The organism is Streptomyces sp. NPDC039462, assembly GCF_055639375.1.
Genome location: NZ_JBVKAO010000001.1, coordinates 383,267 through 395,493, shown reverse-complemented (window position 1 = coordinate 395,493; position 12,227 = coordinate 383,267). Strand labels below are relative to the sequence as shown.

General features: G+C 71.4%; 8 protein-coding genes. 1 reads left to right on the top strand and 7 read right to left on the bottom strand.

Annotated features, from left to right (window positions below):
* Window positions 1-2: 2 nt before the first annotated feature.
* Both ACZ7LU_RS01565 and ACZ7LU_RS01560 read right to left on the bottom strand, forming a co-directional pair.
* Window positions 3-2,240 (bottom strand): cache domain-containing protein, encoded by a 2,238-nt coding sequence (locus ACZ7LU_RS01565; protein WP_468085273.1) that lies wholly within the window; start codon window positions 2,238-2,240, stop codon window positions 3-5.
* A 215-nt stretch (window positions 2,241-2,455) separates the two neighbouring features.
* Entirely contained in the window at window positions 2,456-3,658 is a 1,203-nt protein-coding gene (locus ACZ7LU_RS01560) for a CapA family protein (protein WP_468306400.1), read from the bottom strand.
* Between the two features lie 23 nt (window positions 3,659-3,681).
* On the opposite strand from ACZ7LU_RS01560, the gene ACZ7LU_RS01555 reads away from it, so the two are divergent.
* Window positions 3,682-4,677 carry a hypothetical protein gene (locus ACZ7LU_RS01555; RefSeq protein ID WP_471915327.1) on the top strand — a complete coding sequence of 332 codons (996 nt, stop codon included), beginning with the start codon at window positions 3,682-3,684 and terminating at the stop codon, window positions 4,675-4,677.
* Here the strand turns inward: ACZ7LU_RS01555 and ACZ7LU_RS01550 are convergent.
* The 5 genes from ACZ7LU_RS01550 to ACZ7LU_RS01530 form a co-directional block, all read right to left on the bottom strand.
* On the bottom strand, window positions 4,674-6,197 hold the full coding sequence (locus ACZ7LU_RS01550) for an ArnT family glycosyltransferase (RefSeq protein ID WP_471915326.1): 1,524 nt from the start codon (window positions 6,195-6,197) through the stop codon (window positions 4,674-4,676). The genes ACZ7LU_RS01555 and ACZ7LU_RS01550 overlap by 4 nt on opposite strands.
* A gap of 21 nt (window positions 6,198-6,218) precedes the next feature.
* Entirely contained in the window at window positions 6,219-7,748 is a 1,530-nt protein-coding gene (locus tag ACZ7LU_RS01545) for an amino acid permease (protein ID WP_468085270.1), read from the bottom strand.
* 134 nt (window positions 7,749-7,882) lie between these two features.
* Entirely contained in the window at window positions 7,883-9,811 is a 1,929-nt protein-coding gene (gene dxs / locus ACZ7LU_RS01540; protein ID WP_468306392.1) for a 1-deoxy-D-xylulose-5-phosphate synthase, read from the bottom strand.
* Window positions 9,812-9,937: 126 nt separating this feature from the next.
* Entirely contained in the window at window positions 9,938-11,257 is a 1,320-nt protein-coding gene (locus ACZ7LU_RS01535; RefSeq protein WP_471915325.1) for a sugar ABC transporter permease, read from the bottom strand.
* The gene (locus ACZ7LU_RS01530) at window positions 11,254-12,054 is read right to left on the bottom strand and encodes an ATP-binding cassette domain-containing protein (RefSeq protein ID WP_362991728.1); all 801 of its coding nucleotides are present in this window, start codon (window positions 12,052-12,054) and stop codon (window positions 11,254-11,256) included. Before ACZ7LU_RS01530 ends, ACZ7LU_RS01535 begins: the two co-directional genes overlap by 4 nt.
* Between the last annotated feature and the right edge of the window lie 173 nt (window positions 12,055-12,227).

Genomic DNA, 12,227 nt, shown 5'->3' with positions numbered 1-12,227 from the left:
GTTCAGTTCCTTCCGGCGAGGCCGGCCGTGACGCCGTCCCGCTTGCGCTGTGTGCCCGTCGGCAGCTGCTGCCTGATGAGTTCCAGGCTGCGGGTGACGGCGCCGACCTCGTCGTGGTGGCGCGGGTAGAGGACGGTCTTGCGGTCCCCGTCGGCGAGCGCCTCGGCCTGGTCGGCGAGGTGCCGCAGCGGTCGCACGACGACGATGTGCAGCCAGCCGAGGCAGGCGGCGGCCGCCGTGATGCCGAGCATGCCCGCGAGGACCGTGCGGTTCTGGTACGTGTACTCGGGGATGGCGAGGCCCGACGCGGGTTGCCAGCTGAGCACGCTCCAGCCGAGCGATCCGGCGGCGCCGCCGCCGACGAAGGGTGCCGCCGCCGCGATCTGGATGTCGTCGCCGTCGCGGTAGAGGACGCCGCTGGGGCGCGGGCTGAGGCCGACCTTCTGTCCGGTGCCCTCGGCGAGCGCGTTGAGGCGGCCGCTGGGCAGCCCCTCGAACTCGCGGTAGCCGGTGTTGGCGCCGATCACCTTGCGCTCGTCGTCGATGACGCGGACCTCGCCGAGGCCGGGCCGCTTGAGCAGCGAGTTGAGGAAGTCGATGCGGAACTCGCCGACCACGGCGGCGCCCTCGCGTCCCGGCACTTCGGCGGTGCCGAGGATGACGGGTTCCTTGCCGCCCTCGTCGAGGACGCGGATGGGCTTGGCGGAGGGGCCCTTGCCTGACGGGCTGCGGGGGTCGCCGCCCGCCTTCGCGACGATCTTGCCCTTGGCGTCCAGGACGTACAGGGACTGGTAGCGGGTGTGCTGGTTCAGGGTGCTTTCGAGGACCTTGGCCATGTCCGACGCCTCGGTGCGGTCGCCCATGAGGGACGCGACGGAGGTGAGGTCCGCGTGGCCTTCGTTCAGGGCGCGGCGGACCCGGTCGGTGAGGGTGTCGGTGCGCTCGCGCTGGTCGTTGACGATCTGCTGCGGTACGACGACGGTGTCGCCGGCGCGGTTGAGCAGCAGCATGAGCGGGGCGGACCAGGCGAGCAGCAGGACGGCGCAGACCGCGATGAGGGTGCGGCTGCCGAACCTGCGGCGGCGGGCGGGGGCCGCCGCCGGTTCCGCGGGTGCGCCGAGCAGCTGGCGGCGCAGCCGTTCGAGGGCGGCGCCGATGCGGGCTGCCTCGCCGGACTTCGGCACGGACACCGGCCGTTCGAGGTCGCCGCGGCTGAGCCGGCGGCCTTCCAGGAAGAGCCGGATCAGCGGGCGCTGCACGGTCCGCAGGAGCAGGAAGACCGTGACGCCGCCGATGACGAGCAGGGCGGCCGCGGCGAGCAGCCCGAAGGCCGAGCTGCTGGTGGCCGTGGGGTCCTCGGCGACCGGGACCATCGCGACGACGGTCAGGCCGAGCCGGGTGGCGACGGTGGCCTCGCCCGCCTCGGGCCCGGCGAGGCCCGCGTAGCCGGCGACGGCGCGCTCACCGAGGTAGCGCTCGCCGGTGAGGTGGCCGCTGACGCCGAGGAAGCCGCCGGAGCCCGGCTCCTTGGACATGAGCGGATGGGTGCGGGCCTTCTTCGCCGCGGACCTGGCGAAGGACTTGAGCTGCTTGTTGGACTGCTTGACCTCTTCGCGCTGCAGGTCGGTGAGGACCTGCTCGGGCTCGGGGATGCCGTCGGTGCTCAGGACGTGCCCGTCCTGGCCGACGACGGCGATGGAGCGGAACTTGCCGAGGCTGATGCCGGGGAAGCGCAGGCTGCTGGAGGCGACCAGGAGCTGCTGCGGCTGTCCCTTCCAGGTGAGCAGGGCGAAGGAGAGCAGCCGGGTCTCGCCGTTCTCCAGGCGGACCATGCGCGGCGCGAGACCGTCGTCGTCCGCGAGCTTGCCGCGGTCGATGGCGGTGAGCGGCAGGTTCTCGCCCCGGGCGGCGAGGAGCTTGCCCGAGGAGATCTCGACGACGGCGGTGCCCATCCACTTCTGGTAGACGCTGCCGATCTTGTCGAGTACGGCGTCGGCGGGCACCGGGTCGCCGGCGCTGAAGAGCTCGGCGGTCCGGTTCAGGTCGGTGACGGACTCGTCGATGGAGGCGCGCAGCGCGATGGCGCCGTCCTCGGCGAAGTGCTGCTGGGACAGCTTGACCGCTTTGGGGACGGCTTCCTGTCCCGCGCGGCCCAAGGTGAGGGCGGTGATGCCCGCGAGGGCGAGGAGCAGGACCGACAGCACGGCGATGGGGGGACGTATGCCACCCAGCAGGGACATGTCGGTCCTTCGGCGGACCTTGTGCCGCCGCTTCGAACGCGAAGCGGCCAAGGGGTGCTCCTCTCCTGGAGTGACGCGGGGATCGGAAGCGCACAGTCATGCGTTCCGGAAGGCTTTGACCCGCGATACCCCCGGAGGGATGTACGAAGTAAGCCGAATGTGAGCTAGATCGCGTTGATCGGGGGTTTGGCGCCCGATCGGGCAGCCGGAGGGACTCAGTCCGCGGGCAGTTCCTCCAGCGGTTCGAGGCCGTCCTGGCTGGCGCCCCGGTTGAGGAGCGTGCCCTGGGTGCGCTCGAAGGCGAGGCGGTAGCGGGAGCGCTGCTGCTCGCTGAGGTGCTCGCCGTCCCGCAGCGTGGCGGCGACGTCGAGGAGCCGGTGGTCCTTGACCGCACCCTTGGGCAGGGCGCCGGTCTCGTCCGGGTCCGGCGGGATGTCCACGAAGGTGGGCACGTACTTGGCGTCGACGTCCCACTTCCCGTCGCGCTTGACGAACTCGAACCAGCCGATGACGCCCTCCTCGGTCAGTCCGCTGGGCACGTCGTGCCGGGCGATCTGATTGCCGAGGCCGTACGCGATCCAGGTGCCGTCGACCTTCTCCATCGGCTGGACGACGTGCGCGTGGTGGCCGAGGACGAGGTTGATCCCGGTCTCCTCGGCGATCCTGCGGGCCAGCTTGAGCTGCGAGGCGCTGGCGTTGGGCTGGTTCTCACGGCCCCAGTGGATGCTGAGGATCACGACCTCGGCGCCCGCCGCGCGCGCCTTCTTCTCGGCGGCGGCGATCGCGTCGAAGCGGTTCTGGTTGACGATCCACGGCTTGTCCTTGGGGACCTCGCGGCCGTTGAAGCCGAAGGCGAAGGATATCTGCCCGACCTTGACGCCCTTCACCTCGGTGATGAGCGGTTTGTCCGCCTCTGCCTTGCTTCGTGCCGAACCCGTGTGCCGCAGCCCCGCCTTGTCCAGCGCGTTCAGGGTGCGGGTGACGCCGGCCGGGCCGTGGTCGAGGGTGTGGTTGGACGCGGAGGAGCACTGGTCGTAGCCGACGTCCTTGATGGCCGTCGTGATCTGCGGCGGCACGAGGAAGTCGGGGTAGCTCTGGAAGGGCCCCCCGGGCTTGCCGACCACCGGCTCGAAGTGGCAGATGCCCAGGTCGGCCTTGCTGATGACCGGCTTGACCCCGGCCATCATCGGCCGGAAGTCGATGCCCTTCTCGCCCCTGCCCGTCACCTTGGCGTCCTTGCGGGCCTGGTCGGTGAGCTGGGGGTGGATCAGGATGTCGCCCGCGGCGGCGACGGTGAACGAGGGACCGCCGTCGGCGGACTTTTCGTCGTCGCCGAAGGGGCCGCAGGCGGCAGTGGCGAGCAGCAGGAGCGCGGAGGCCGCACAGGTCACAAGATGCCTGCGGGAGGGACGTGTCATCACAGGGCTATCTTTATACAACCATGATGAACTCCCGCACCCGGTCGGTGGCAGTCGCAAAGAAGCTCGGGGTTGTCGCCGCCGTGACCGCCTGCGTCCTCACGCTCGCCCAGTGCGGGTCCGGCTCCTCCGGAAAGGACGAGAAGCCCTCGGGAGAGCGCCGGGGACCCTCCCCCACGGCGCCGGGCGACCGCGTCGGCGACGGCCTGGAGCAGACGGTCATCGACTACACCGCAGCCTTCGGCGAGGACACCGGATACCGCCCGCCGTCCCGCACCGACCGGCGGACGGTCGCCGAAGGCGTCGAGCTGCTCCTGGACGGCCGCCGCAAGGAGGCCGAACACCGCCTGGCCGACGTGGACTTCGCGGTCCGCACGGTCACCGACGAGGCCACCGGGCGGCGGTACGCGGAGATCGCCGACCGCTCCGAGGGCGGCGCGGCCCCGCGCGGCTGGGGGCGCGTCTACCTCGACCTCGGCTCCCCCGTCCGCTGGTCGGTCCAGATCCCGCACCCCGTCGCCGACCGGTACACCGAACGGCTCGGCGCGGAGCTCATGACCCGCGCCCCCGGCGGCGTACTCGTCATCGCGGGAGCACATCGCAAAGCCGGGCGCGGGGACGAGGCGGACGTCGCGCACCGCCGGGACACCGTGTTCCACGCCGTCTGCGACGCGTTGGTGCGGCGCGGACTGCCCGGTGTGCAACTGCACGGCATGGCGGACGACTCGGCTCCGGATCACGACGTGGTCGCCTCCACGGGCAAGGGCAGGGAGGCGCTCACCGAGGGCCGCGACCTCGCCGACGCCCTCCGGGAACGGGGTTACGACGTCTGCCGCGCCTGGGCCAGGGACTGCCCCCTCGCGGGCCGCACCAACGTCCAGGGCCGCACCGCCACCGCCCACGACGTCCCGTTCCTGCACATCGAGTTCGGCCCGAAGATCCGCGAGGACCGCGATCACGCGCGGGAGGCGGTGGGCGCGCTGGCGGACCTCACGCGCACCTGGCGGCGTCGCTCCTAGGTGTCCCCACCCTGACCGGCGGCGCTCCCAGGCCCCACCCGTACGTACACCACCGCTCCGCCCACCCGCGTCACCGGTTCGTACCCGACCGCGAGGAGCCGGCGCAGCGAAGGGACGCGTGCGGGGGCGTACGGCTTGCCGCGGGAGTCGTCGATCACGAGGGCCGGCGGGTGGGTGCGCAGTTCGTCGCGGAAGACCGGCCAGGCGCCCTCGACCCCGTACTTCTCGCCCACCTGCGGGCCGTTCCTGCCGCCGCTGTAGTTGGTGAGCAGCCCGGCCGTGAGGTAGCGGCTGGCGGGGGCGCGGTCGGCCAGCCAGTACGCCTCCGGATGTATGCCCCAGAACAGCACCCGGTCGTCCGGTGCGGTGCGTGCCCTCACGGTGTCCGCGAGGCGTGTGGCGTGGGCCAGTTCGGGGCGGGGCGCGAGCAGGCCCCAGGCCAGGAAGACCGCGCACGCGCAGCCGGAGACGGTGACCGCCCGCACGGTCCGCTCGCGCGGCAGGATCTGCAGGGCCGCCGCGCCCAGCAGAGCCATGGGCGGCATGAGTTGCAGGTAGTAGTGGCCGAAGAAGTGGAAGCCGAGCAGGACCGCAGCGGCCGACGAGGCGAGCCAGAGCCAGAGCTCGGCCGCCCCGGTGCGGGCGATGCGCAGGACGCGTACGACTGGCGGCACGATCCCCGCGCAGGCCGCCGCGAGGACCACCGCGTTCACCAGACCGCGGCCGAGGACGTGGAGTTCGGACCCGGTGAAGGAGGCGTACGCGCCCGACCCCGTCACCGTCCAGAACACGAAGCCCGACGGGTTGGTCAGGAGGGCCGCGGCGAGGACGGGCCCGGCGAGCCCGGCCGCAAGGCGCCCCGCGTCCCGCCGGGACACCCCGCCCCGGCACACCAGCCAGACGACCGGGAGCAGCACCGCTCCCCCGGTCTGCTTGGCGAGGAAGGCACAGGCCACCGCCGTGCCCGCGGCGCCCCATCTGCGGCGGTCGGCGCACCACATGGCGGCCGCCGTGCACGGCAGCATGAAGACCTCGAAGGCGGCCGCCTGGGTGTCCTCCGGGTGCAGGCCGATGGAGATCAGGAGGTACAGGACGCCCGCGGTGCGGCCGGCGGCGTCGCCCCAGCGGCGCCGGGCCAGCGAGACCAGGAGCACCGCCGTCAGGAGCTGCGCGGCCACCGCGAGGGCCTTCAGCGGGAGGAGGGTGCCGTCGCCGAAGAGCGCGAACGATCCGGCGTAGAGCCAGGGGACGAGCGGCGGCTTGCGGTCGACGACGGTTTCGTAGAGCGCGCCGCCGTCCGCCAGCATCCGTGCCTGGACGGCGAGATAGCCCTCGTCCGGGTTCCACAGCGGCCACCGGAAGGACGGCAGCCGGGTCGCGCAGGCCAGGGCGGCGAGCAGCGGGAGCAGCCGGAGCCAGTAGGAGCCGCGCGCGCCGCCCTCGGGGACGTACTCCTTGCGCGGGCCCGGCACCCGCAGACCGCGTGCGGAGCCCGGTGACGCGGAGGGCGGCGCGAGCATACGGTGCACGGAGAGGGGTGACTACCGTGCGTTGTCGGCGGCGTGCGGGTCACGCGCGTGCAGGCGGCTGTGCGAGCGCCCGTACGCGAAGTAGATGGCGACGCCGAGCACCATCCAGACGCCGAACCGGATCCAGGTCTCGGCGGGCAGGTTCAGCATCAGCCACAGCGACGCGAGCACCGAGAGCACCGGCACGAGCGGCACCAGCGGGGTGCGGAAGGCGCGCGGCAGGTCGGGGCGCTGCCTGCGGAGCAGGATGACGCCGAGGGCGACGACGACGAAGGCGAACAGTGTGCCGATGTTGACCAGTTCGGCGAGCTCGTCGATGGAGGTGAAGCCCGCGACGACCGCCACGACCACGCCGAGCAGGATGGTCGAGCGGTACGGCGTGCCGAACTTGGGGTGGACCTTGGAGAACGTCAGGGGCAGCAGTCCGTCGCGGCTCATCGCGAAGAAGACCCGGGTCTGGCCGAGCAGCAGGATCATGCAGACGGAGGTGAGGCCGACGGCCGCGCCGAAGCTGATCAGGCCCGCCCAGAAGGGGTGCCCGACGGCCTTGAAGGCGTCGGCGAGCGGTGCGTCCGTGGAGAGTTCGCTGTATTTCTGCATGCCGGTGACGACCACCGACACGGCGACGTACAGGATCGTGCAGATGAAGAGCGAGCCGAGGATGCCGCGCGGCACGTCGCGCTGCGGGTTGCGGGTCTCCTCCGCGGCGGTCGCGACGATGTCGAAGCCGATGAACGCGAAGAAGACGACGGCCGCCGCGGTGAAGATGCCCATCACGCCGAAGTTCGACGGCGTGAACCCGAAGATGAGCTGGACCAGCGGCGCGGCGACGCCCCCTGCGCCCTCGCTGTGCTCGCTCGGCGGGACGAACGGGTCGTAGTTGGAGCCGGTGATGAAGAACGCGCCGACGATGATGACCAGCAGCACCACGGTCACCTTGACCGCGACGACGACGCTCGTCACGCGCGACGACAGCTTCATGCCGAGAACCAGGATGCCGGTCAGCGCGAGCACAAGGAGGCAGGCGAGCAGGTCGAAGCCGAAGCTCCCCTCGTGCGTCCCGCTCAGCGCCTGCGGCAGATGCATGCCCGCGGTGTCGAGGAGCGACCGCAGATAGCCCGACCAGCCGACCGCGACCACCGCGCAGCCCAGCGCCAGCTCCAGGATCAGGTCCCAGCCGATGATCCAGGCGGGGAACTCCCCGAGCGAGGCGTACGAGAAGGTGTACGCCGACCCGGCCACCGGCACCGTCGACGCGAACTCGGCGTAACAGAGCGCGGCGAGCCCGCACACGAGTCCGGCGACGACGAAGGCCAGCGCCACCGAGGGGCCCGCCGTCTCCTTGGCGATCTTCCCGGTCAGTACGAAGATGCCGGTGCCGATGATGACGCCGACGCCGAAGACCGTGAGGTCGAGGGCGGACAGCGACTTCTTGAGCGCGTGCTCCGGTTCCTCGGTGTCCTTGATGGACTGCTCGACGCTCTTCGTCCTGAAGAGGGTGCTGCTCACGGGCGTACCTCCCACGCTTGTCGTCCCCGACATGATCGAGAGAGCGAGTACCCGGTACGCCCCGGCGCGGGCCCTTTCACGCGAATGGGCCGGTCCCACCACCCGTACAGGGTGCTGAAACCGGCCCTTCGGCGGCGCGCGTTGACGGCGCGGCCCGGCGGCGGCGCTCAGTCGCGGGCGGGCTCCACGGCGTCCACCGCGGCGTTGCCGCGCTCGAACCGGCCGTCGAGCTTGGCGACCAGGCCGGTGACCTGACGGGCGATGTCCGGGGCGGTCAGGCCGATCTCGGCCATGATCTCCTTGCGGGACGCGTGGTCGAGGAAGCGCGGCGGGATGCCGAAGTCGCGCAGCGGCACGTCGACGCCCGCGTCGCGCAGGGCCTGGGCGATCGCCGAGCCGACGCCGCCCGCGCGCGAGTTGTCCTCGACGGTGACGACGACGCGGTGCCGCTCGGCGAGGGGCGCCATGGCCTCGTCGACCGGCTTGACCCAGCGCGGGTCGACGACGGTCGTGGTGATGCCCTGCTTGTTCAGCAGGTCGGCGATCTCCAGGCACATGGGCGCGAGCGCGCCGACGGAGACGAGCAGCACGTCCGGCCGTTCGGCGCCCGGCTCACGCAGCACGTCCATGCCGCCGACCGTGCCGACGGCCTTGACCGCGGGGCCCACCGCGCCCTTGGAATAGCGCACGACGGTCGGCGCGTCGTCGACCTCGACGGCCTCGCGCAGCTGGAGGCGGACCTGGTCGGCGTCGCGCGGCGCGGCGATCCGCACGGTGGGCACGCACTGCAGGATCGACATGTCCCACATGCCGTTGTGCGAGGCGCCGTCCGTGCCGGTGACGCCCGCGCGGTCCAGGACGAAGGTGACGCCGCACTTGTGCAGGGCCACGTCCATCAGGAGCTGGTCGAAGGCGCGGTTGAGGAAGGTCGCGTAGACGGCGAAGACGGGGTGCAGGCCGCCGGTGGCCAGGCCCGCCGCCGAGACCGCCGCGTGCTGCTCGGCGATGCCGACGTCGTAGACGCGGTCGGGGAACGCCTTGGAGAACTTCTCCAGGCCGACCGGCTGGAGCATGGCGGCCGTGATGGCGACGATGTCCTCGCGCTCGTGACCGAGCTTGACCATCTCCTCGCCGAAGACGGACGTCCAGTCCATGCCGCCGGCGGCGATGGGCAGGCCGGTGTCGGGGTGGATCGGGCCGATGCCGTGGAAGTGGTCGGCCTCGTCCTCCTCGGCGGGCTTGTAGCCGCGGCCCTTCTCGGTGAGGCAGTGCACGATGACCGGGCCGCCGAAGCGCTTGGCGCGCTGGAGCGCGGACTCCAGGGCCTCGATGTCGTGGCCGTCGATCGGGCCGACGTACTTCAGGCCGAGGTCCTCGAACATGCCCTGCGGGGCGATGAAGTCCTTCAGGCCCTTCTTGGCGCCGTGCAGGGTCTCGTAGAGCGGCCTGCCCACGACGGGCGTGCGCTCCAGGATGTCCTTCCCACGGGCCAGGAACCGCTCGTAACCGTCGGTGGTCCGCAGCGTCGCCAGGTGATTGGCGAGACCGCCGATCGTGGGTGCGTACGAACGTTCGTTGTCGTTGACCACGATGACGAGGGGGCGGTCCTTGGCGGCGGCGATGTTGTTCAGCGCCTCCCAGGCCATACCGCCCGTGAGCGCGCCGTCACCGATGACGGCGACGACGTGGTCGTCCTTGCCGCGCACCTCGTTGGCCTTCGCGAGGCCGTCGGCCCAGCCGAGGACCGTGGAGGCGTGACTGTTCTCGATGACGTCGTGGTCGGACTCGGCGCGCGAGGGGTAGCCGGACAGGCCGCCCTTGCTGCGCAGCTTGTCGAAGTCCTGGCGGCCGGTGAGCAGCTTGTGCACATAGCTCTGGTGGCCGGTGTCGAAGAGAACCTTGTCCTTGGGGGACTCGAAGACGCGGTGCAGGGCGATGGTGAGCTCGACCACGCCGAGGTTCGGGCCGAGGTGGCCGCCGGTCTTGGAGACTGCTTCGACGAGGAAGCCGCGGATCTCTCCGGCCAGCTCATTCAGCTCCTCAGGGCTGAGACGGTCCAGATCGCGCGGTCCCGTGATGCGGGTCAGCAGCGGCACCCGTGCCTCCTTGCAGTAGAGCTGAGATGTGCGGTTCTAGCCTTGCCGGGTCCGCCGAGTCTAATGTTCCGCTACTGAACGCACGAACCCCGCGCCCCGATGGGCGCGGGGTTGTGACAGGGAACGCTACGCGCGGCCCGCGGACTTCTGCGTACGCCGCGAAACGGAGTCGATGACCACGGCGGCCAGCAGCACCGCTCCGGTGATCATGAACTGGATCTCGCTCGCCATGCCCAGCATGTTCAGGCCCTGCTGGATCGACTGGATGACCAGCATGCCGAGCAGCGCGGACCAGACCTTGCCGCGCCCGCCGAACAGGCTCGTGCCGCCGATGACCGCCGCCGCGATCACCATCATCAGCGTGTTGCCGCCGCCGAGGCTCTTGGTCGCGCCGCCGGAGAGGCTGGCGATGAAGAGGCCGCCGAACGCGGCGAGCATGCCGGAGATGGCGAAGACCGTGATCCGGATCCGGTCGACGTTGATGCCGGCCCGTCGCGCGGCCTCCGCGTTGCCGCCGACCGCGAAGACCTGGCGGCCGAAGGTGGTGCGGCGCGCCACGAAGTCCGCGATCACCAGGACGGCGAGGAAGAGCACCAGGGCCAGCGGCAGGCCGCGGGCGCCGGCCGGCTCGTTCAGCTCGTACGCCGCACCGCCCGCGAGGACGGCGACGACGGCCGTGCGCAGCACGATCTCGCTGACCGGCCGCGACGGGAGCCCGGCGGCCTTGCGGCGCCGGCTGTCGAGGAGCAGGGAGCCCGCGTACGCGATGATCGCGACGCCCGCGAGGCCGTACGCGGCGATCTTCTCGGCGAAGAAGTGCCCGGTGAGGTCCTCGACGACGCTGCCCTCGGGCGTGTTGATGCTGCCCTCGCCGCCCATCAGCCAGATCTGCAGACCGCTCCAGCCGAGGAAGCCCGCGAGGGTGACCACGAAGGCGGGCACGCCGATCTTGGCGAAGAAGAAGCCGTGCAGGGCGCCGATGACCAGGCCGGCGAGGACGGCGATGAGCACCGAGAGCCAGTCGTTCAGCTCGTGGGTGACGCTCAGCACGGCCCAGACCGCCGCGCCCATGCCGGCCACCGAGCCGACCGAGAGGTCGATCTCGCCGAGCAGCAGGACGAAGACGATGCCGACGGCCATGATGCCGAGGCCGGAGGTGAAGACCGCGATGTTCGCGAGGCTGCTCGCGTCCAGGAAGTGGTCGTTCTTCAGCTGGAAGATGACCGCGATGATGATCAGGCCGACGACGACGGGCAGCGAGCCGAGCTCACCGCCGCGCATCTTGCGCTTGAACTCGGTCCAGTAACCGGCCAGGCCCTCCTCGCGGACGAGCAGGCGCGGGTCGACGGCAGCGCCGGGCGCGGCGGAGGCCGACGCGTCGGTCGCGGCGCCTGAGGGGGCCTCGGGGGTCGTGGAGGTCTTGGGAGTCTTGGCGAGGTCGCTCACTTCGCGTCCTCCTTCGTCGCCGTGGCCGTGCGCGCCCTGCGGCGCGTGACGGCGTTGTCCGTGGCCCCGGTGATGGCGGCGATGATCTCTTCGTTGGTGGTGTCGGCGACGGAGAAGGTGCCGTTGTTGCGGCCGAGCCGCAGCACGGCGACGCGGTCCGCGACCGCCTTCACGTCGGCCATGTTGTGGCTGATGAGGATCACTCCGTGGCCGCGCTCGCGCAGCCGCTCGACGAGGTCGAGGACCTGCGCGGTCTGCTCGACGCCGAGGGCCGCGGTGGGCTCGTCGAGGATGACGACCTTGGGGTCGCCGACGAGCGCGCGGGCGATGGCGACGACCTGGCGCTGACCGCCGGAGAGCGCCGCGACCGGGATGCGGACGCTGGGGATGCGGATGGAGAGCGTGTCGAGGAGCTCCTTGGCCCGCTTCTCCATCTTGATCTCGTCGAGGACGGAGGCCGTCTTCAGCTCGCTGCCGAGGAACAGGTTGGCGACGACGTCGAGGTTGTCGCAGAGGGCGAGGTCCTGGTAGACGGTGGCGACGCCGAGGTTCTGGGCGTCGTGCGGGCGCCCGATGCGGACCGGCCTGCCCTCCCACTCGATGGTGCCGTCGTCGATCGGGTGGACGCCCGAGATCGTCTTGACGAGGGTGGACTTTCCGGCGCCGTTGTCGCCGACGAGGGCGACCACCTCACCGGTGTGGATTTCGAGGTCTACGTCCGTGAGCGCCTGGACGGCGCCGAACCGCTTGGAGACCCCGCGCAACGCCAGCACGGGCGTAGCGGACACGTGAATCATCTCCTTCGCCGCCTGACCGGCGGGGAATGGTGGTGCAGCAAGGGCAGGTCCGGTGCCCGCCCCCCGTTTGCGGGGCGGTGTGAATGGGGCGGGCACCGGACCGGTAAGGGAATGCCGTTCCGTACAGGGGCCCGGGAGCGCTCTCGCGCGCCCGCGGGCCGCGTCTCGTACGA

Coding starts and splice junctions, on each gene's coding strand:
- ACZ7LU_RS01565 (WP_468085273.1), bottom strand. CDS start 2,240: ATGTCCCTGCTGGGTGGCATACGTCCCCCCATCGCCGTGCTGTCGGTC.
- ACZ7LU_RS01560 (WP_468306400.1), bottom strand. CDS start 3,658: ATGACACGTCCCTCCCGCAGGCATCTTGTGACCTGTGCGGCCTCCGCG.
- ACZ7LU_RS01555 (WP_471915327.1), top strand. CDS start 3,682: ATGATGAACTCCCGCACCCGGTCGGTGGCAGTCGCAAAGAAGCTCGGG.
- ACZ7LU_RS01550 (WP_471915326.1), bottom strand. CDS start 6,197: ATGCTCGCGCCGCCCTCCGCGTCACCGGGCTCCGCACGCGGTCTGCGG.
- ACZ7LU_RS01545 (WP_468085270.1), bottom strand. CDS start 7,748: ATGTCGGGGACGACAAGCGTGGGAGGTACGCCCGTGAGCAGCACCCTC.
- ACZ7LU_RS01530 (WP_362991728.1), bottom strand. CDS start 12,054: ATGATTCACGTGTCCGCTACGCCCGTGCTGGCGTTGCGCGGGGTCTCC.